Source organism: Amycolatopsis nigrescens CSC17Ta-90 (genome assembly GCF_000384315.1).
In the GTDB taxonomy this organism is placed as follows: domain Bacteria; phylum Actinomycetota; class Actinomycetes; order Mycobacteriales; family Pseudonocardiaceae; genus Amycolatopsis; species Amycolatopsis nigrescens.
On sequence record NZ_ARVW01000001.1, the window covers coordinates 9,045,986 to 9,065,422 of the forward strand.

At 71.5% G+C, this 19,437-nt stretch carries 21 protein-coding genes and 1 pseudogene; 5 read left to right on the plus strand and 17 right to left on the minus strand.

Features of this window, described 5'->3' with window-relative positions; translation table 11 throughout:
• Nucleotides 1-27 precede the first annotated feature (27 nt).
• The 10 genes from wag31 to AMYNI_RS0142880 all read right to left on the minus strand — a co-directional run bounded on the left by wag31 (nt 28) and on the right by AMYNI_RS0142880 (nt 8,592).
• Nucleotides 28-900 (minus strand): DivIVA-like cell division protein Wag31, encoded by an 873-nt coding sequence (gene wag31, locus AMYNI_RS0142835; RefSeq protein WP_020674316.1) that lies wholly within the window; start codon nt 898-900, stop codon nt 28-30.
• A 50-nt stretch (nt 901-950) separates the two neighbouring features.
• Nucleotides 951-1,235 (minus strand): YggT family protein, encoded by a 285-nt coding sequence (locus tag AMYNI_RS0142840; protein WP_026361623.1) that lies wholly within the window; start codon nt 1,233-1,235, stop codon nt 951-953.
• A 176-nt stretch (nt 1,236-1,411) separates the two neighbouring features.
• Nucleotides 1,412-2,005, minus strand: a complete 594-nt coding sequence (locus AMYNI_RS0142845) for a cell division protein SepF (protein ID WP_020674318.1) — start codon at nt 2,003-2,005, stop codon at nt 1,412-1,414.
• Between the two features lie 80 nt (nt 2,006-2,085).
• Nucleotides 2,086-2,850: a YggS family pyridoxal phosphate-dependent enzyme gene (locus AMYNI_RS0142850; RefSeq protein WP_020674319.1), complete on the minus strand. Its 765-nt coding sequence runs from the start codon at nt 2,848-2,850 to the stop codon at nt 2,086-2,088.
• Complete coding sequence (gene pgeF, locus AMYNI_RS0142855) at nt 2,847-3,551, minus strand: peptidoglycan editing factor PgeF (protein WP_026361624.1); 705 nt, start codon at nt 3,549-3,551, stop codon at nt 2,847-2,849. Before pgeF ends, AMYNI_RS0142850 begins: the two co-directional genes overlap by 4 nt.
• Before the next feature lie 83 nt (nt 3,552-3,634).
• Entirely contained in the window at nt 3,635-4,954 is a 1,320-nt protein-coding gene (gene ftsZ / locus AMYNI_RS0142860; protein WP_020674321.1) for a cell division protein FtsZ, read from the minus strand.
• A 261-nt stretch (nt 4,955-5,215) separates the two neighbouring features.
• Nucleotides 5,216-5,992 (minus strand): anti-sigma factor, encoded by a 777-nt coding sequence (locus tag AMYNI_RS0142865; protein ID WP_020674322.1) that lies wholly within the window; start codon nt 5,990-5,992, stop codon nt 5,216-5,218.
• The gene (gene sigK / locus AMYNI_RS0142870) at nt 5,989-6,591 is read right to left on the minus strand and encodes an ECF RNA polymerase sigma factor SigK (protein WP_020674323.1); all 603 of its coding nucleotides are present in this window, start codon (nt 6,589-6,591) and stop codon (nt 5,989-5,991) included. The genes AMYNI_RS0142865 and sigK overlap by 4 nt, the downstream gene beginning before the upstream one ends.
• On the minus strand, nt 6,584-7,330 hold the full coding sequence (locus AMYNI_RS0142875) for a DUF1365 domain-containing protein (RefSeq protein WP_020674324.1): 747 nt from the start codon (nt 7,328-7,330) through the stop codon (nt 6,584-6,586). The genes sigK and AMYNI_RS0142875 overlap by 8 nt, the downstream gene beginning before the upstream one ends.
• Nucleotides 7,324-8,592 (minus strand): NAD(P)/FAD-dependent oxidoreductase, encoded by a 1,269-nt coding sequence (locus AMYNI_RS0142880; protein ID WP_020674325.1) that lies wholly within the window; start codon nt 8,590-8,592, stop codon nt 7,324-7,326. Before AMYNI_RS0142880 ends, AMYNI_RS0142875 begins: the two co-directional genes overlap by 7 nt.
• Before the next feature lie 93 nt (nt 8,593-8,685).
• Here AMYNI_RS0142880 and AMYNI_RS46910 point away from each other — a divergent pair.
• Together AMYNI_RS46910 and AMYNI_RS0142890 are read left to right on the plus strand one after the other, a co-directional pair.
• Nucleotides 8,686-9,742 (plus strand): annotated as a pseudogene (locus tag AMYNI_RS46910) (SAM-dependent methyltransferase).
• Nucleotides 9,743-9,809: 67 nt separating this feature from the next.
• Nucleotides 9,810-10,592 carry a DUF1295 domain-containing protein gene (locus tag AMYNI_RS0142890; protein ID WP_020674326.1) on the plus strand — a complete coding sequence of 261 codons (783 nt, stop codon included), beginning with the start codon at nt 9,810-9,812 and terminating at the stop codon, nt 10,590-10,592.
• Here the strand turns inward: AMYNI_RS0142890 and AMYNI_RS0142895 are convergent.
• Nucleotides 10,589-11,161 carry a TetR/AcrR family transcriptional regulator gene (locus tag AMYNI_RS0142895; protein WP_020674327.1) on the minus strand — a complete coding sequence of 191 codons (573 nt, stop codon included), beginning with the start codon at nt 11,159-11,161 and terminating at the stop codon, nt 10,589-10,591. The genes AMYNI_RS0142890 and AMYNI_RS0142895 overlap by 4 nt on opposite strands.
• A 48-nt stretch (nt 11,162-11,209) precedes the next feature.
• Here AMYNI_RS0142895 and AMYNI_RS0142900 point away from each other — a divergent pair, with 48 nt between their 5' ends.
• A complete protein-coding gene (locus AMYNI_RS0142900) occupies nt 11,210-11,635 on the plus strand; it encodes an SRPBCC family protein (protein WP_020674328.1) in 426 nt (141 codons plus the stop codon).
• A gap of 6 nt (nt 11,636-11,641) precedes the next feature.
• Here AMYNI_RS0142900 and AMYNI_RS0142905 read toward each other — a convergent pair whose 3' ends face one another.
• Nucleotides 11,642-12,136, minus strand: coding sequence for a DinB family protein (locus tag AMYNI_RS0142905; protein WP_020674329.1), 495 nt, complete (start codon nt 12,134-12,136; stop codon nt 11,642-11,644).
• Between the two features lie 65 nt (nt 12,137-12,201).
• On the opposite strand from AMYNI_RS0142905, the gene AMYNI_RS0142910 reads away from it, so the two are divergent.
• Together AMYNI_RS0142910 and AMYNI_RS0142915 are read left to right on the plus strand one after the other, a co-directional pair.
• A complete protein-coding gene (locus tag AMYNI_RS0142910) occupies nt 12,202-12,684 on the plus strand; it encodes a MarR family winged helix-turn-helix transcriptional regulator (RefSeq protein WP_020674330.1) in 483 nt (160 codons plus the stop codon).
• 10 nt (nt 12,685-12,694) lie between these two features.
• Nucleotides 12,695-13,129 carry an OsmC family peroxiredoxin gene (locus tag AMYNI_RS0142915; RefSeq protein WP_020674331.1) on the plus strand — a complete coding sequence of 145 codons (435 nt, stop codon included), beginning with the start codon at nt 12,695-12,697 and terminating at the stop codon, nt 13,127-13,129.
• Between the two features lie 66 nt (nt 13,130-13,195).
• On the opposite strand, the gene AMYNI_RS0142920 is transcribed toward AMYNI_RS0142915, so the two are convergent.
• From AMYNI_RS0142920 to murD, 5 genes are read right to left on the minus strand one after another with little or no spacing between them, the layout of a single operon-like run.
• Complete coding sequence (locus AMYNI_RS0142920; protein WP_020674332.1) at nt 13,196-14,026, minus strand: cell division protein FtsQ/DivIB; 831 nt, start codon at nt 14,024-14,026, stop codon at nt 13,196-13,198.
• Between the two features lie 2 nt (nt 14,027-14,028).
• Nucleotides 14,029-15,450 (minus strand): UDP-N-acetylmuramate--L-alanine ligase, encoded by a 1,422-nt coding sequence (murC, locus tag AMYNI_RS0142925; RefSeq protein ID WP_020674333.1) that lies wholly within the window; start codon nt 15,448-15,450, stop codon nt 14,029-14,031.
• Entirely contained in the window at nt 15,447-16,571 is a 1,125-nt protein-coding gene (gene murG, locus AMYNI_RS0142930) for an undecaprenyldiphospho-muramoylpentapeptide beta-N-acetylglucosaminyltransferase (RefSeq protein WP_026361625.1), read from the minus strand. The genes murC and murG overlap by 4 nt, the downstream gene beginning before the upstream one ends.
• On the minus strand, nt 16,568-18,046 hold the full coding sequence (ftsW, locus tag AMYNI_RS0142935; RefSeq protein WP_020674335.1) for a putative lipid II flippase FtsW: 1,479 nt from the start codon (nt 18,044-18,046) through the stop codon (nt 16,568-16,570). The genes murG and ftsW overlap by 4 nt, the downstream gene beginning before the upstream one ends.
• Complete coding sequence (gene murD / locus AMYNI_RS0142940) at nt 18,033-19,433, minus strand: UDP-N-acetylmuramoyl-L-alanine--D-glutamate ligase (RefSeq protein WP_020674336.1); 1,401 nt, start codon at nt 19,431-19,433, stop codon at nt 18,033-18,035. The genes ftsW and murD overlap by 14 nt, the downstream gene beginning before the upstream one ends.
• Between the last annotated feature and the right edge of the window lie 4 nt (nt 19,434-19,437).

Consider the following 19,437-nt stretch of genomic DNA (forward strand, 5'->3'; position numbering starts at 1 on the left):
ACCGTCTCGTTACGTATTTCCGCCGGGTCAGCCGGCCTCGGCACGAGGACCGAAGGAGTACCCCTGACCGGTGTTGCCACTGCCGCCGGAAGACTGACCGGAGGACGCCGATGCCGGCGCCGCGGATCCGCGGTCGTCGAGCTCGCGCAGCTGCGACTCGAGGAAGCCGCGCAGGCGGGTCCGGTACTCCCGCTCGATCGTGCGCAGTTCCTCGATCCGCTTGTTCAGCGCGGTCTTCTCGGTGTTCATGGAGTTCATGGTCTCGGTGTACTTGCGCTGCGCCTCGCGTTCCATCGTGGTCGCCTTGTCGCGCGCCTGCCGTTCCAGGGTCTCCGCCCTGGTCCTGGCGTCGTTCAGCATGGTCTCGGCCCGCGTGCGGGCCTCGTTCACCATCGAGTCCGACTTCGACCTGGCGTCGGAGAGCAGCTGCTCGGACTTGGTCCTGGCCTCCGCGAGCATCCCGTCGGACTCGGTCTTGGCCTCGGCGGTCAGCCGGTCGGCCATCTCCTGGGCGAGCCCCAGCACCTTGGCGGCCTGGACGTTCGGCTCGCCGTTGTCGCCCATCATGCCGGAATGGGCCTGGGTCTGCTCCATGGAGCTCGGCGGCGGAACCGGAGCCAACCTCCTCGGCGGCTCCTCCCGCACCGGTGGAGGCGGCGGGGCCGCACCGGCGGAGCCGGCACCTGCCTTGGCCGTCTCCAGCTCGCCCCGGGTGGACTCCAGCTCGGAATCGAGCTGCTCGACCTGCTGCCGCAGCTCGTTGTTGTCCTCGATCAACCGGGCTAGCTCGGTCTCTACCAGGTCGAGGAACGCGTCCACCTCGTCCTCGTTGTAGCCCCTTTTGCCAATGGGCGGCTTGCTGAACGCGACGTTATGCACGTCAGCGGGGGTCAACGACATCAGATCACCTCACGCACTCCATGGCCTGCAGGTCATCCCGGGTTCCCCGATCACCCAGGACTCGCCAGTTGCATCAGTATGAACACAACCAACAGCAGCACCATAATCGATAAGTCCAGTCCGACGCCGCCAATCCGCACCATCGGGATGATCCGACGGACCAAACGGACCGGTGGGTCGGTCACTGTGTAGATGGTCTCCAGCGTTACCGCAACCCCTCCGGCGGGACGCCATTCGCGCGCAAACGCACGCACGAGCTCAACTACGACACGAGCCGTCAACAGCAGCCAGAAGGCGAACAGCACGTACCAGAGAACAAGCTGGACCACTTCCACGACACCACTCTGCCACAAGGCCGATCAGGAACGCTCGGCCGCGTGGCGTACCAGGGCGTTCACCCGGTCATTCACTCCTCGACCCCGCCTCGCCACTACGGACTGTTCCAGGGCGGACACGGGCCGGATACTTCACCTTGGGCGGTTCGCGGACTCCCCACCCTCCTCTCTGGTTCCTAGTGCCGAAGGAACATCCCACCCTCGGCGATTCGCCGCCGGTCTTCGGCGGTCACATCGACATCCGGCGGTGAGAGCAAGAACACCTTGTTGGTGACCTTGTCCATCGACCCCCGAAGAGCGAAGGCCAATCCCGCCGCGAAGTCAACCAGACGCTTTGCGTCCGCGTTCTCCATTTCGGTCAGATTGATGATCACCGGGGCCCCGTCCCGGTAGTGCTCGCCGATCGCCCGCGCCTCCAGGTACGTGGTCGGGTGCAGCGTGGTGATCCGGCTGAGCGGATCCCTCGCCGGCATCCGCGACGCCTCCGGCACCGGACGCAGCCTTGCCACCGGCTCGGGCTGGCGGTCCACCGCCAGCGCACCGTGCACGGACGGCTCGGCGCCGGTCATCCCCCGTCCCCTGGTCCGCACCGGGGGCTCGTCGTCGAACTCTTCGGTCGCGCGGTAACGTCCACGGGTCCTGGCCGGCGGCTCGTCGTAGTCGTACTCGTCGTCGGTGTAACCGCGCCGGTAGTCGTCGTCCACGTCGTAACCGTCTTCGTCGGCCGGGACCATCCCGAAGTAGGCCTTCAGCTTCTGCAGCGCGCTCATGCCTCTCCCTAGCCCTAGCCGCGTTCCGCTCCGTGCTACCCAGCGTCACCAGAAGTGAAACACCGCCGGGCCAACTCTCCCTACGGCGAGGCTAAACCGCGCCCACCGAGCAACGCGGTTCCGACACGCACCCACGTCGCGCCGTGCATGACCGCTTGCTCCAGGTCACCACTCATCCCGGCGGAGATTTCGGTGGCGCCGGGGTGGTCCCGGCGCACCCTCTCCGCCGCGCGGGCGAGTCGCTCGAAGGCCGGATCGGGGTCCGCGCCGAGCGGGGCGACGGCCATCAGCCCACCGAGTCGCAGTTCACCCGACTGAGCGACGTGCTCGGCTAGCTGGTCGAGCTCGTCGAGCGGACAGCCGCCCCGTCCCGGCGCGTCGTCCAGGCTCACCTGCAGCAACACGTCCAGCGGAGCACTGGGACCGTCGGTACCACTGCGGACACCGGCCTCCCTGGCGGCCGCAACGGCCTTGGCCAATGCGTCGGCGAGCCTGGCCGAGTCCACCGACTGCACCAGATCCGCCCAGCCGATCACCGACTTCGCCTTGTTGCGCTGCAGCCGGCCCACCATGTGCCAGCGGACCGCCGCGTCCGGGCGCAGTCCGGCCAGTTCTGCGGCTTTGGGACCGGCCTCCTGGTCCCGGTTCTCGGCCAGGTCGGTCACCCCGAGCTCGGTCAGCAGCGCGGCGTCCGAGGCCGGGAAGGTCTTGGTCACCGCCAGCAACCGGACCTCGTCCGCGGACCGGCCGGCGACCGCACAGGCCCGCTCGATCCGCTGCCGCACCTCGGTCAGTGCACCGGCCAGTTCGGCGCGGCGGGCGGCGTCCCGTTCCGTCGTGGTCATTCGGCCTCGATCCAGGTGAGTGCGGCGATCCGGCCGGTCTCACCGTCCCGGCGGTAGCTGAACAGCGCCCGCTCCTCGGCGGTGCAGCGGGGATCGACGCCGATCTTGCCGATCCCGGCGTCGGCGAGCTGGCGCCACAACCCGGCCCGCAGGTCCAGCCCGGTGGTCCCGCCGCTGGTGCGGCAGGCGCTGCCGGGCAGGTGCCGCTCGACGTCGGCGGCCATCCCCTCCGGCACTTCGTAGCAGTCGCCGCAGATCGCGGGACCGAGCAGCGCCTCGATCCGGTGCTGCTCGGCACCGGCCGAGCGCATCGCCTCCAGCGCCGCGGGCACCACGCCGACCCTGGCGCCGACCCGGCCGGCGTGCACCGCGGCGACCACCCCGGCCTCGGCGTCGCCGAGCAGTACCGGCACGCAGTCCGCGACCAGCGCGACCACGGCCACCCCGGGGGTGGCGGTCACCAGGGCGTCGGTGGCCTCCGCCGGGTGGCTTTCGGTGCCGTCGACCACGGTGGCGGTGCGGCCGTGCACCTGTTCCATCCAGGCCAGCCGGTCACCGAGGCCGAGTTCGGCACCGAGACGCTTGCGGTTCGAAGCCACCGCGGCCGGTACGTCACCGACGTGGTCACCGAGGTTGAACGAGTCGAACGGGGCCTGGGAGGCACCGCCCTCCCTGGTCGTGACCACCCGACGGATGCGCACCATGAAAGCCCTTCGCTCGCCTGAAAAATCGCTGCGGCGAGCCTATCGGGAGCACGGTGCCACTCGCGACGGGCTGGCGATCACTAGCGCCGCATGAAAGGCGGCACGTCCACGTCGTCGTCGGAGGGGTCGTCGGTCACCGGCACGGCGCGGCCGGGCAGGCTGCCGTGCGTGCTGTTCTGGGTGTTGCGGGGCGGCGGGTAGGCACCGCGGCCGCCCATCCCCGGCTGCGGCAGCCCCGGCGCACCGGGCTGCGCGGCACCGCGCTGCGGCGCGGCCGGATAGCCGCCGTTGCCGGCCGGGGGCTGCCCGCCGGGAGGCGGGCTCTGCGGACGCGATCCGCCCGCCATGCCGTTGCCGCCGACCTGGCCCGCTTCGGCGGACACGGTGGGCGAGGTGGACGAGTTCGACCGGCTGCCGACCACCCCGGCCGGGTCGAGCTTCTTGTGCGTGGGCGCACCGGCGTCGAAACCGGCCGCGATCACGGTCACCCGCACCTCGTCGCCGAGCGAGTCGTCGATGATCGTGCCGAAGATGATGTTCGCCTCCGGGTGCGCGGACTCCTGCACCAGCGAGGCCGCCTCGTTGATCTCGAACAGGCCGAGGTCCGAGCCGCCCGCGATGGACAGCAGCGCTCCGTGCGCACCGTCCATGGATGCCTCCAGCAGTGGCGAGTTGATCGCCTTCTCCGCGGCCTGGATGGCGCGGCCCTCCCCGCGGGCGGAGCCGATGCCCATCAGCGCGCTGCCGGCGCCGGACATCACGCTCTTCACGTCCGCGAAGTCCAGGTTGATCAGGCCGGGGGTGGTGATCAGGTCGGTGATGCCCTGCACACCGGAGAGCAGCACCTCGTCCGCCGAGCGGAAGGCGTCCATCAGGCTGACGCCGATGTCGCCGAGCTGGAGCAGCCGGTCGTTGGGGATCACGATCAGCGTGTCGCACTCGTTGCGCAGCTGCTGGATGCCGTCCTCGGCCTGCTTGCCGCGGCGCTTGCCCTCGAAGGTGAAGGGCCGGGTCACCACGCCGATGGTCAGCGCACCGAGCTTGCGGGCGATCTGGGCGACCACGGGGGCGCCACCGGTTCCGGTGCCACCGCCCTCGCCCGCGGTCACGAACACCATGTCGGCGCCCTTGATGACCTCTTCGATCTCCTCGCGGTGGTCCTCGGCCGCCTTCTGGCCCACTTCGGGCGCGGCTCCGGCACCGAGGCCGCGGGTGAGTTCCCGGCCGATGTCCAGCTTGACGTCGGCGTCGGACATCAGCAGTGCCTGCGCGTCGGTGTTCACCGCGATGAACTCGACACCCTTGAGGCCGACCTCGATCATGCGGTTCACGGCGTTCACGCCGCCACCGCCGATGCCGACGACCTTGATCACCGCGAGGTAGTTGTGCGGGGGCGTCATCGGGTCCGCCTTCCTGATCGTGATTGCTCGTGCCGCCCGCCGGTGCAGACACCGTTAACCCTCAACCTCAACTCCAGGCTTAGAGTTATGTCAACTACCGACGTATTGCAGGACGGTAGGCATCACACAGGCACGAATCCAGTTGCCACGCCGAACGGCGCAGGCGTGTTTGAGCACAACAACTTTCCGGTGAACCGGAGAGCGCGTGCCCACCCTAGGGCAAGAACACGCTCCGGCGGCACCTCGATTTCACGCGACTCCTCACACGGGCAGGAAGATCCGCATGACCGGTTCGGTGCTCGGCTGCCCGGTCGGCGAGCCGCCGGGAGGCTCCACGGTGACCGCCACCTGGGTCGCCCCGGCCACCCCACCGGCCAGCACCAGCCTGCCGCCGTCGCGCTCGCCGGGCAGCAGGCCGATCGAACGCGGCGACTCGCCGGAGCGGATGACCCACACCTCGAGCGCCCCGGCCTGGCCGTAGTCGGGCAGCTGGGCGCCCATGAACATCATCTTGTTCAGCGACTGGGACAGCACCACGGTGCCCCCACCGCCCACAGTGGACACTCCGTGCACGGTCCGGCTGTCCGGGGCGGCGAGCAGCTCGGCCACCGGGGCGTACCGCTGCCTGGCGCCGGCCGCCTGCTCCTGCGCGACGGTCAACTCGTGCTGCGTCCGGATCGCGGTCACCCCGAAGATCCCGGCCAGCACCAGCCCGGCCACGGCCGCGGCGGCCACCAGGGTCAGCGCCCAGCGCGGCACCTCCGCCCGGCGCCGGAAGCGTTCCGCTCGATCGTCGGCCGGTGCGGGCGGCTGCTGCCGGGAGCCGCGGATCTCGGCCAGCACCCGCCGCTTCAGCTCGTCCGGCGGGTCCACCGCGGCCGCCGCGCCCAGCCTGGCCGCGGTGGCCCGCAGCTCGCGGACCTCCTGCGCGCAGGACTCGCACTCTTCGAGGTGGCGCTGGAACCGGGCCCGCTCGTGGTCGCTCAGCGCGTCCACCGCGAAGGCACCGGCCAACGTGTGCATCTCCGGCGAGCTCATGTGGTCACCCCCAGGCAGTCCCGCAGCCGGATCAGGCCGTCGCGCAGCCGCGTTTTGATGGTTCCCTGCGGGATGGCGAGCACCTCGGCCACCTCCCGGTAGGTGTAGCCCTGGTAGTAGGCCAGCAGCACCGACTCGCGCTGCAGGCCGGTCAGGTGCGAGAGACACTTCCGCACCTGCTGGCGTTCCAGCCGGCCGGCGACCGCTTCGGACACCTCGTCGAACGGCCGCGCCCGGCTGGCTTCGAAGGTCGCCTTGACCTCCCGGTCCGTGCTCGCCCTTGCCGAACGCACCCGGTCCACCGCGCGGCGGTGCGCGAGCGTCATCGCCCAGTTCATCGCACTTCCCTTCGCCGGCGCGTACCTGGTGGCGGTCCGCCACAGCTCGACCAGCACCTCCTGGGCGACCTCCTCGGACTGCGCGGCGTCGCGCACGATCCGGCGGACCAGGCCGAGCACCGGCCCGGCCAGGATGTCGTAGAGCCGCTCGAACGCCTGCTCGTCGCCCTTGGCCACCTCGACCAGCAGCTGCTCGGCGGTCGGCGGCGCGTCCGGTCCCGGCACCGGCCTCGGCCCGCTTCGCCGCACCTGCTCATCCATGGAGCTTCCCTCCCGCCACCCGCGGCGTGGTCAGCGTGGTCGGCGTGGTCACTGCGGCCCCGCGCGCCCACAGCGCGACGCCGTGCCGCCGGATCAGCAGTGCGATCCGCTGCGGGACCAGCGGCCTTGCCAGTACCGTCCGCGCGACCCGGCCGACGGTGGCAGGGCGGCGCACCCCGCGCAGGGTGGCGGTGAGCGCGGTCCGCCCGCCGTGGCGCAGCGACACGGTCATCGTCAGCAGGTTCCCCGGCCGGGGCAGGTGCATCCGGTACCGGCCCTCGGCGGGCTGGAACGGGGAGACGAAGAACTCCTTGTCCGCCATGGCCTCGTCTCGTTCGTCGGGATGCAGCAGATAGGCGTGCCGGCCACGGTAGGTGTTGTGCACCTCGGCCACCACGCAGACGGGTTCGCCATCGCGCCGGTGGCACCAGTAGACGGTGATCGGGTTGAACACGTAGCCGAGCACCCTGGCGTTGGCCAGCATCAGCACCCGGCCACCGTCGAGGTCGATCCCCCGCCCGGCCAGCCATTCGTCCACTTTGGACCGGATGTCGCCCGGCGCGTCCGGGGCGAAGTGGTCGCGCGGGTCGAAGCGGGCGAACGGGCGCAGCCACCGGGGCAGCATGGGCAGCTCGTCCAGATCCACCAGCCAGTAGTACATCCGGTGCGCGAACGAGTGCGGCGGATCGCCGCGCCGGACATGCGCGACGGTCACGTCGTAGAGGCTCGGCTTCACCACGCCACCCCCATCGAAAGCGCGGCGGCCGCACCGGCGGCGCAGCCGTCTTCGTGGAAGCCCCAGCCGTGGTAGGCGCCGGCATAGGCGACCCGGCCGTCGTTCAGCTCGGGCAGCCGGCGTTGCGCGGCCACCGACTCCGGGGTGTGCACCGGATGCTCGTAGACCATCCTGGCCAGCACGCTGCCCGGCCGCGGCCGGCGGGCCGCGTTGAGCGTGACCACGTAGCGCTCCGGTTCCGCGAGCCGCATCAGCCGGTTCATGTCGTAGCTGACCTGCACCGCCCCAGCATCCGCGCCGCAGGCCGAGGTCACGTAGTTCCAGCCGGCGCGGGCGCCAGGACGGGTGGGCAGCAGTTCCGCGTCGGTGTGCAGCCACGCCTCATTGCGGGAGTACCGGAAGGCACCGAGCACCTCCAGTTCAGCCGTGGTCGGCTCGGCCAGCACGCGCAGCGCCTGGTCCGGATGGGTGGCCAGGACCACCCGGTCCACAAGGTGCCTGCTGTCGGCGTCGTCCCGGATCTCGATCCCGCCCGCCGTCCGGCGCACCGACCGGACCGGGGTGGACAGGTGCACCGCGGTGAGCTCTTTCGCGGCACGCTCCACGTACTCGCGTGAGCCGCCGACCACGGTCCGCCAGGCCGGTGAACCACCGACCGAGAGCATGCCGTGGTTGCGCAGGAACTCGAACAGGTAGCGCGCGGGGTAGCGCAGGGTGTCCGTCCTGTCCGCGGACCAGACCGTGCACACCAGCGGCAGCAGGAAATGGTCCACGAAGTACTTCGTGTAACCGCCGATCGCGACGAACGCGCCGATGGTGACGTCCCCGGCCTCCGGCGCGCCGAGCACCCGCAGCGCGTGCCGGTGGAACCTGGTCACCTCGGTCAGCATCCGCAGATAGCGCGGCCGGACCAGGTTTCCCGGCTGGGCGAACAGCCCGAGCGGGCCCTTGGCGCCGGCGAACTCGAGGCCGCAGCCGTCGCAGCGGATGCTCATCGACATCTCGGTTTCCCTGGTGCGCACGCCCAGCTCGCCGAACAACCGGCGCAGCTTCGGGTAGGTCCGCTCGTTGTGCACGATGAACCCCGAGTCCACCCCGATGGTGCCGCCGTGCGCACTGGGCACGTCGTGCGTGTGGGCGTGGCCGCCGAGCCGATCGTCGGACTCGAAGAGCAGCACCTGGTAGCGACGTCGCAGCAAGTAGGCGGCCGTCAGGCCGGCCACCCCGCCGCCGATCACGCCGACCCGTTCTCCGATCATGTTCACGGCGGGGATTCGGTGCCGCCGCCGGGCTGGATTGGCCGGGTGACCCGGACCACAGCGACCCATCGGGCCCGCTCGCGGCGCCGAACCCCCGGTATGGCTGTCAGTCCCGCGATCCGGTTGTCCGAGTTCCTGACCGAGCTGCTCGGCGGCCCGCTGCCGGTGGGCCTGCGGACCTGGGACGGGGTGCGCGCCGGCCCGCCAGACGCGCCGACGGTGGTGCTGCGCAACCGCCGGGCGCTGCGGCGGCTGCTGTACTCCCCCGGCGAGCTCGGGCTGGCCAGGGCCTACGTGTCCGGTGACCTGGAGGTGGAGGGCGACCTGACCGAAGGGTTCCGCCGGGCGTGGGCGCCGGCCCGCTCCGGCCTGCTGTCCGGGCCGCGGATGGGACTGCGCCGCTGGGCCGGGGCGGCCGGGCTGGCGCTGCGGCTCGGCGCGGTGGGCCCGCCGCCGAGACCACCCGCCGAGGAGGCCAGGCTTTCCGGCGTCCTGCACAGCCCGCTGCGCGACCGGTCCGCGATCGCGCACCACTACGACCTCGGCAACGCCTTCTACCGGCTGCTGCTAGACGAGTCGATGGCCTACTCCAGCGGCTACTGGACGCCCGAGACGCAGAGCCTGGCCGAGGCCCAGCGGGACAAGCTGGAGATGATCTGCCGGAAGCTGGGCCTGCGGCCCGGCATGCGGCTGCTCGACGTCGGCTGCGGCTGGGGTTCCCTGCTCATCCACGCGGCCGAGCGGCACGGGGTGCTGGCGACCGGGGTGACGCTGTCCGCCGAGCAGGAGCGGCACATCCGGGGCAGGCTCGAAGCACTGGAGCTGACCGAAAAGGTGCGGGTGCGCCGGCTCGACTACCGCGAACTCGGCAGTATCCAATTCGAGGTCCCATTCGAGCCCTTCGACGCGGTGGCTTCGGTCGAGATGGGCGAGCACGTCGGCGAGGGCAACTACCCGATCTACGCCGGCCTGCTGCACCGGATGCTGAAACCGGGCGGGCGGCTGCTGCTCCAGCAGATGTCCCGCGGGCCGGTGGCGCCGGGTCGGCGGCGCGCTCGCCTTCGAGGAGAACCGGATGGGCGTCGACCAGATCCTCGCGGTGCGGCCCGGCGCCGACGGCCGCACCGGCCTACCGCTGACCAGGGAATGGCCGTGAGCGGGCACGTTCCCGGCTGCGGCAATCAGGGTAACCAGCACACGCGCAAACCGGCGGGACAAGGGCCGTGAGCGGGGTGGGAGTCACCTTGCTGAGCACCGCGGCGGTGACCGTCGTGGCGGTGCTGGTGACCTTCGCGATCGCCAGGTGGCGTGGGCGTTACGACACCATCGACACCTTCTGGGGCCTGGGTTTCGCGTTGGTCTCGCTGGTCGCCTTCGAGCTGCCGGGCGGCGGCTCGGTGGCGCTGCGGATCGTGGTCACCGCGCTGACCGTGCTGTGGGGTGTCCGACTCGCCGTCCACCTGCAGCTGCGCAACCGCAGGCTGCCGGAGGACCCGCGCTACGCGGAAATGGTGCGGCGGGCAGGTTCCCGGCCAGGACGGCGGATCTTCGTGCGGGTGTACCTGGTGCAGGCCGTGGTGCTGTGGTTCGTCTCGTTGCCGGTGCAGCTCGCCCAGTACGGCACCGGTTTCGGGGTCGCGGCCTGGTTCGGGGTGGCGCTCTGGGCGATCGGGTTCACCTTCGAGGCGATCGGCGACGAGCAGCTGCGCCGGTTCAAGGCCGATCCGGAGAACCGGGGGAAGGTGCTGCGGCACGGCCTGTGGCGGTACACCCGGCACCCGAACTACTTCGGCGACGCCTGCGTCTGGTGGGGCCTCTACCTGCTGGCCTGTTCGACCCCGCTGGGCGCGGCCACCGTGCTCTCCGCCGCCGCGATGACCTTCCTGCTGGCCAAGGGCACCGGGAAACCCTTGCTGGAAAAGGGAATGGAGAAGACCAGGCCCGGCTACCGCGACTACGTCGAACGCACCAGCGGCTTCTTCCCGTTGCCGCCGCGCAAGGTCTAGTTGTCGCTAAAGAAGATCGCGAAGAACTCCTCCACCGCACTGTCCACTTCTTCGCGCTCGCCGGTGGCCAGCAGGTCGAGCAGGGCGCCGCGGGCGAACGCCACCGCCATCCGCGCGCGGGCGCGGCGGACCGGGTCCTCCGGTGGCCTGCCCGGGGCGGCCAGCTCGGCCAGGTCGGCGAGCCAGGGTTCCACGGTCCCGCCGAGCGGCGAGGCCGCACCGGCCCGGCCGCCGAGGCTTTGGCCGTGCAGCTCGAAGAACAGCCGCGCGTAGGGCGCCAGCGCGGGATCGCTGAGCCGCCGCCAGAACGCGCGGGCGACCGCGTCCGGCGGCTTCCCGCCCGTCCGCAGGCCGGCCAGCGCTGCCCGCTGCCGGTCCTCCACCTCGCGGACCACCTCGCCCAGCAACCCTTCCCTGGTGCCGAAATGGTAGATCAGCATCCGGTGGCTGGTCCCGGCGCCGGCAGCGATCTGGCGCAGGCTGCGGTCGCCGACCCCCTCGGCGGCCAGATGATCGAGCACGCGGTTCAGCAGCGCACCCTTCGCGTCCGGTACCGCCTCCGCAACCATGTACCGAATGGTACATTCGACGCAGCGGACGAGAAGCGGGAGGTGGCCATGCGGCACGAAGTCTCGGTGACGATCGATGCGCCGGCCGAGCTGGTCTGGCGCACGCTCGAAGCGGTGGAGCAGTGGCCGGAGTGGACGCCGACGATGAGTTCGGTGCGCCGCAAGGACGAAGGCGAGTTCCGAGTCGGCAGCGAGGTCGAGGTCAAGCAGCCGCGACTGACCCCCGCGGTGTGGACGGTGACCGAGCTCGAACCCGGCAGGTCCTTCAACTGGCGCACCAAGGGCGCCGGCTTCCGCAGCACTGCCGAGCACCAGGTGATGACCGGCGAAAGCGGTGCGGTGACGGTGAAGCTGGCCTTCGAGATCTCCGGCCCGCTGTCCTGGCCGATCGCCAAGTTCGCCGGCGGGCTCGTCCGAAAGTACGTGGACACCGAGGCGGAGTCGCTCAAGCGCTGGTGCGAGGAGCACGCCTGATCGCCGCTACTCGCCGGTGCGGCCGTCGATCAGCTCGCGCAGCAGGTCCAGATGGCCGGCATGCCTGCCGGTCTCCTCGATCAGGTGGATCAGCACGTATCGCAGGTTGACCTTCCGCCCGTCGCGGAACGGCACCTCGTCCGCCAGGTCGAGCTTCGCGGCGATCTCCCTGCTGAGCCGGCATTGCCGCTCGTACTCGGCACGCAGCCGGACGAGCGGGATGTCCATGGCGCGGCGGAACTCCGCGTCCCCGTCTTCGGTCAGCGCCGCCGCCCACGGGTCGGGCCGTCCGTCGAGTACCACGGCGAACCAGTAGGACTCCACGTAGCACAGGTGCCCGAGCAGGCCGGCGATCGTGGTCAGCTCGCTGGGCACCAGCCTCCGCCGCGCCTGTTCGTCGGTGAGCCCGTCGCTCTTCCGGAGCACCGCGTCGCGCAGGAGGTTCAGGAAGCCGTTCAGCTGCGCGCGTTCGTCGCCGGTGAGGTCGGGTTCGGTGATCATGACCGTCAGTCTGCCCGAGAGCCAATTACATTGCGCACGATGAAATCGAGGGCTATGTTGTTCTCATGTCGTCCTCCGGTTCGGCGCGAGACCGCGAACTCCTGCTCGAGGAGCAGGCGTGCTTCGCGCTCTACGCCGCGTCGCGGGCCGTCACCGACGTGTACCGCCCGTTGCTCAGCGAGCTCGGCCTGACCTATCCGCAGTACCTGGTGCTCCTGGTGCTGTGGGAACGGGACTCCCGGCCGGTCAAGGAGATCGCCACCGCGCTGCAACTGGACTACGGCACCGTGTCCCCGCTGCTGAAACGGCTCGAAGCGAACGGGCTGGTGGCCCGCCGCCGGCTCGCCGACGACGAGCGCAGCGTCACCATCAGCCTCACCGCGCAGGGCGCCGCCCTGCGCGAGCGCGCCACCGGGATCCCTTCGGTGATCGGCTGCGCCACCGGGCTTGGCGACGAAGAGCGGCGGGAGCTCATCCAGACCCTGCGGAGGCTGACCGGTTCGGCCCTCGCAGCGACACCGAACAACACGGCAGCACCGAGCAACTAGGAGGCAACAAATGCCCAGCCGCGACGCCACCACTCACTGGGAAGGCGATCTGCAGTCCGGCACCGGCCAGGTCACGCTGGATTCGTCCAACGCCGGCCAGTTCGCGGTGTCCTTCCCCACCCGCGCGGGCAACCCGGACGGTCAGACCAGCCCGGAGGAGCTGATCGCCGCCGCGCACTCGTCCTGCCTGGCGATGAACCTCTCCGGTGTGCTCGCCTCCCAGGAGCTGGTCGCCGAGTCGATCGACGTCAGCGCCGAGGTCACCCTCGGGCCGGAGGACGGCGGCGGGTTCAAGATCAGCGGCATCGCGATCACCCTGCGCGCCAAGGTCGACGGGGTGGACGCGGACAAGTTCGCCGAACTGGCCGCCACCGCGGAGAAGACCTGCCCGGTCAGCAAGGCGCTGTCCGGCACCACCATCACCCTGGACGCCGCCCTCTCCTGACCCGCAGGTCGTGAGTGAAAAGTGTTGCTCCGGCAACACTTTTCACTCACGACCCGGCCCGGCGGCTCAGGAGACGGTGGGGAGTTCGGGGCTGGAGACGTCGTAGGTCTTGCCGTCCCTGGTCAACAGGGCGGCCAGCACCTTGGCCTTGCGGTCCACCTGTGCGGCGTTGCCCCAGCGCACCAGCTTCCCGTTGGAAAGGTTCAGCTCCACGCTGCCCGGCGTGGCCGCACCGGCGGCGGCGACCTGGCCGCGTAGCTGCGGCGGGATCGTGGCCAGCACCGCGGTCACCGCCCTGGTGCTCGGGTCGTCGGTGGCCACCTTGGTCAGCTTGAGCTGCGGCAGCCCACCCGGGTTCTCCTTGACCGTCTTGAAGTCGACCCCTTCACCATCCACCAGGTGGATTCCGTCGCCGAGCTCGTAGAACCCGATCGCGGTGCGCTCGGTGACGGTGATCTCGAGCGTCGACGGCCAGGACCGGGAGACGTCCGCGGTGGCGATACCGGGCATCGCCACCACCCTGTTCCGGATCTGGTCGGTGTCCAGCCGGAGCATCGCGCGGCGGTCCGGCACCGCGGCGGCGGTGCGGATGTCCTCGACCGGCACGCCCTTCGCGCCCAGCACCTCGACCTGGCGCACTCCGAGCAGCGAGGTGAAGAAAAGCAGGTAGCCCACACCCGCCACGGTGAGCACGGTGAGCACCGCGATCCACCGCCGCCGCATCGCCTTCCGCCGGGTCGGCCGGGTGCCGGTGCGCTGCCGGGCGGCGGCGGGACGGCGGCCGCGGTTGCTGGCCGGGCCACGCCGGGCAGGGCGGCGTGCGGACTCGTCCCGGTCGCGCCGCTGCCGGGCCCCGCGAGTCTGCGTCGTCTGCCTGGTCTGCCTGGTCACGGCCATGCTCAGTCCGTTCCGCTGCGGCGATCCAGTTCGGCCAGCACGTCCGGGCCCAGCTGGGTGACGTCGCCCGCGCCCATGGTGACCAGCAGGTCGCCCGGTTCGGCCAGCTCGCAGGCCAGGGTCACGACCCGGTCGAACGCCGGTTCGTAGTGCACGGTGGCGCCGGAGATCCGCTCGGCGATCAGCGCGCCGGTCACCCCGGGCTCCGGTTCCTCGCGGGCGCCGTAGACGTTCAGCACGACCACCTCGTCGGCCAGGCTCAGCGCCTCGGCGAACTCGGTGGCGAACAGTTTGGTGCGCGAGTACAGGTGCGGCTGGAAGATCACCACGACCCGGCCGTCCCCCGCGGCGTGCCGCACCGCGTGCAGCTGCGCGGCCACCTCGGTCGGGTGGTGCGCGTAGTCGTCGTACACCCGCACGCCGGCGGCGCGGCCCTTGAACTCGAACCGCCGGCGCACCCCGCCGAACGCGGCCAGTCCGTCGGCCAGCCCGTCGAGCGGTGCGCCGAGCTCCGTCCCGGCCAGCAGCGCGGCCACCGCGTTCGCCGCCATGTGCTCGCCCGGCACCGCGACCTTGAGGTCGATCTCCTTGCCGGACAACGAGATCCGCACCACCCCGCCGTCGCCGGACGGGGTGTAGGACAGGATCTTCGCGTCGTCGTGGCCGGTCACCGAGTGGCCGTAGCGGCGCACCCGCACCCCGTCAGCTTCCGCCCGCGCAGCCAGTTCCGCGGCCGGGGCGTCGTCCGCGCAGACGATCAGCACCCCGTCCGGCCGGATGCGCTTGGCGAACTCGGTGAACACCGCGACGTAGGCCTCCGCGGTGCCGTGGTGGTCCAGGTGGTCCGGCTCGACGTTCGTCACCACCGCCACCGACGGCGAGTAGATGAGGAACGAGCCGTCGCTCTCGTCGGCTTCGGCGACGAAGATGCCGCCTTCACCGTGGTGCGCGTTGGCGCCGGACTCGTTGAGGTCGCCGCCGATCGCGAAGGACGGGTCGAGCCGGCAGTGCTGCAGTGCGACGGTGAGCATCGACGTGGTGGAGGTCTTGCCGTGGGTGCCGGCGATGCAGGCCACCCGGTGCCCCTCCATCAGCCCGGCCAGCGCCTCGGCCCGGTGCAGCACCGGGATACCGCGCTCGCGGGCGGCCGCCAGCTCCGGGTTGTCGCCCTTGATCGCGGTGGACACCACCACCGCGGACGGCGCGCCCCCGGCGGAGTCCAGGTTCTCCGCGCGCTGCCCGATCTCGATCCTGGCGCCCTGCGCGCGCAGGGTGAGGAAGGCCCTGGAGTCCTTGGCGTCCGAGCCGGACACCTGGGCGCCCCTGGCCAGCAGGATGCGCGCGATACCGCTCATCCCAGCGCCGCCGATGCCGATCAGGTGCGCCCGCGTCAGCAGCTCGGGAAGTTCCAGCTCGCTGCTCATTTTCCGGCCGCCTCCAGCACCATCTTCGCCAGTACCTCGTCCGCCTCGCGGTGGCCGAGGCCGACCGCGGCCTCGCTCATCCTCTGCACCCGGTCCGCGTCGCGGACCAGCGGCACGACCAGCTCGGCCACCTTCGCCGGGTTCAGCTCGGCGTCGTCCACCATCAGCGCCGCACCGGCGTCCACCGCGGGCCTGGCGTTGACCGCCTGCTCGCCGTTGCCGTGCGGTAGCGGGACGAAGATGGCGGGCAGGCCGACCGCGGACACCTCGGCCGCGGTCATCGCGCCGGACCGGCACAGCACCACGTCGGCGGCCGCGTAGGCCAGGTCCATCCGCTCCAGGTACGGCACCGGCAGATAGCCCGGCCGGCCGGGGAAGTCCTGCACCACCAAGGTGTTCTTCGGGCCGTGCGCGTGCAGCACGCCGATCCCCGCGTCGGCGAAGTCCTTGGCCGCCCCGGAAAGCGCTGAGTTGATCGACAGCGCTCCCTGCGAGCCGCCGAACACCAGCAGCGTCGGCGCGTCCGGGTCGAGGCCGAAATGCGCCCTTGCCTCGGCCCGCAGCGCGGCCCGGTCCAGGGTGGTGATCGACCGCCGCAGCGGGATGCCGACCACCTCGGCGCCCGGCAGCGGGGTGCCGGGCACGGCGACCCCGACCCGCTTGGCGAACCTCGCGCCGACCTTGTTCGCCAGCCCCGGGGTCTTGTTCGCCTCGTGCACCACGATCGGCACCCGGCCGCGGGCGGCCAGGTACGCGGGCAGCGCGACATAACCGCCGAAGCCGACGACCACGTCCGCGTGCACCCGGTCGAGCACCGCGCGGGTGCGCTTGACCGAGTCGCGGACCTTCAGCGGCAACCGCAGCAGCTCTGCGGTGGGCTTGCGGGGCATCGGCACCGGTGGGATCAGCTCCAGGCTGTAACCGCGGGCGGGCACCAGCTTGTTCTCCAGCCCGCGCGCGGTGCCCAGCGCGATCACCGAGGCGTCCGGCCGCAGCCGCAGCACCGCGTCCGCCAGTGCCAGCGCGGGCTCGATGTGTCCGGCGGTGCCACCACCCGCGACCACCACGGTCGGCCCGGTCGTCGCCGCCGCTCGTTCGGATCCCGTAACGGGCTCGCTCACCAATTCCCTCTCCGTGTCGAACTTCCTCGTGTCCCCGAGCCGCGCGAAGCCGAACGCCTGCCGTGGTCGGGTGCCGCCCGGCGGCGGTCCGCTGCCTGCGCCGGCCGGGCGCTGCGAGCCGCCGGCCTGGTGGCCTTCGGGGTCGTCGCGCGTCCGGCACCACCACCGCGCCGCTTCGAAGGCGGGCGATACGGGTCGGGTGCCGGCAGCCGCATCAGACGGCCGAACTTACCCGGTCCCTGCGTGCGCAGTGCGGCCACCGCCTCCGGTTCGTGCCGCGCGCAGTTGGCCAGGATGCCGAACAACATCATGGTGACCAGCAGCGACGTGCCGCCGTACGAGATCAGCGGCAGGGTCACCCCGGTGACCGGCAGGATGCCGACCACGTAGCCGATGTTGATGGCCGCCTGGGCAACCATCCAGACGGTGAGCGTGCCGGCCACGATCCGGATCCACGGGTCCAGGTTGCGGGTCGCGATCCGCAACCCGACCACGGCGAGCAGGCCGAACAGGCCGATCACCGCGGCACAGCCGAGGAACCCGAGCTCCTCGCCGATCAGCGCGAAGATGAAGTCGTGCTGGACGTTCGGCAGGTACTTCCACTTGGACTGGCCCTGGCCGAGGCCCTTGCCAAGGAAACCACCGTCGGCCAGCGCGTACAGCGCTTGGTTGGCCTGCAGGCCCTTGCCGAGCGGGTCGCTCTCCGGGTCGAGGAAGGACATCACCCGGTCCAGCCGGTAGCCCGCGGTCAGCGCGAGCACCACCGCACCGGCGACCGCCCCGCCGAGGATCACCGCGAACAGCCGCTTCGGCGCGCCGGCGAACCACAGCAGCGAGATCAGCACCACGCCGAGGGTCACCGTGCCACCGAGGTCGGGCTGGGCCATCACCAGCGCGAACATCAGCAGCGCCGCCGGCACCACCGGCACCAGCAGATGCCGCCACTGGTGCAGCAGGTTGTACTTGGTCACCAGGATGTGCGCGCCCCACAGCGCCAGCGCCACCTTGGCCAGCTCCACCGGCTGCAGCGAAAGCGGGCCGAGCACGAACCAGCCCTTGGAGCCGTTGACGCTGGTGCCCAGCGGGCTCAGCACCAGCGCGAGCAGGCCGAGGCCGACCACCATCGCGGTGGAGGACAGCTGGCGGATCCGCTGCAGCGGCAGCCGCAGCGAGATCCAGAAGACCACCGCGCCGAGGCCGACGAACATCAGGTGCTTCTTGAACTGCGAGTAGACGGAGGACCCGTTCGCGTTGAACGAGGACACCGAGGACGCGGACAGCACCATCACCACGCCGATCACGGTGAGCATCCCGCAGATCGCCAGCACCAGGTGGAACGAGGCCAGCGGCCGGGACAGCCAGGCGGTCAGCGCGGTGCGGACCGCCGTCAGGCCGCGTTCGGGACGTCCCCGCTTCCGGCCCCGGGTACGTGCACGCGGGCGCTCGCTCTTGTTCCGCTCCTCAACCACCGTCACCAGAGGACTCCCCGGCCGCCAGTGCCCGCACGGCGTCGGCGAAGGCTTCGCCGCGCTGCCCGTAGTCACGGAACATGTCCAGCGACGCTGCCGCGGGAGCGAGCAGCACCACGTCACCAGGCCGGGCCATCGCGCTGGCCGCTCGCACCGCCGCAGTCATGGGCTCATCGTCACCCGAACGGAGCTGTTGCACCGGTACATCCGGCGCGTGTCGCGCAAGAGCGGCGGCGATCACGGGTGAATCCACCCCGAGTAGCACGACCCCGCGCAGCCTGCCGGCCACCGAGGCCACCAGTTCCTCCACCGAGGCGCCCTTGAGCTGGCCGCCCGCGATCCACACCACGCTCGGGTCCGCGCCGAGCGAACCGGCCGCCGCGTGCGGGTTGGTGGCCTTGGAGTCGTTCACGTAGCGGACCCCGCCGAGCACGGCGATCTCCTCCGCCCGGTGCGCGACCGGCCGATAGTCGCGCAGGCCCTTGCCCACCGCGTCCGCGGGCACGCCGCAGGCCCTGGCCAGCGCCGCGGCCGCCAGCGCGTTGGCCACGTTGTGCGGGCCGCGCGGGCGCACGTCGGCGAGCACCGCGAGCTCCTCCGCGCGGTGCTCCGGGTCGTCGACGAACGCGCGGTCCACCAACAAGTCCTCCACCACGCCCAGCTCACCGGGCCGGGGGGTGTCCGGACCGAACCCGATGTGCCGGGCGGTTTCCGGGGCGTGCTGACCGGCGATCCGGCCGGACCACTCGTCCGAGAGGTTGCGCACCACCACCTCGGACCGCTCGTGCACCCTGCCCTTGGCCGCGGCGTACTCGGCCATCGAGCCGTGCCAGTCGATGTGGTCCTCGGCCAGGTTGAGCACCACCGACGCGCGCGGCGCGAGCGTGCTCGACCAGTGCAGCTGGAAGCTGGACAGCTCCACCGCCAGCACCCGGTGCCCGGCCAGCACCGCGTCGAGCACCGCGAAACCGACGTTGCCGCAGGCGACGGCGTCCAGCCCGGCGGCGCGCAGGATCGCCTCCAGCATGCCGACCGTGGTGGTCTTGCCGTTGGTGCCGGTCACCGCGAGCCAGACCGGCGGTTCCGGCAGCCGCCGCCCGACCCGCCAGGCCAGCTCCACGTCCCCGATCACCTCGACCCCGGCCTCGGCGGCGGCCACCAGCAACGGTGCGGTCGGCCGCCAGCCGGGGCTGGTGACCACCAGCGATGTGCCCGCGGGCGGCTCGGTCAGCCCCGGTACCAGCTCGGCACCGAGGCCGGCCAGTTCGGCAAGCCGGTCCGCGTTGCCGTCGGTGACGGTGACCGCGGCGCCCATCGCGCACAGGGCGGTGACCACGGACCGGCCGGTCACCCCGGCGCCGGCGACCAGGACGGAACGGCCAGCGAACTCCACCTGC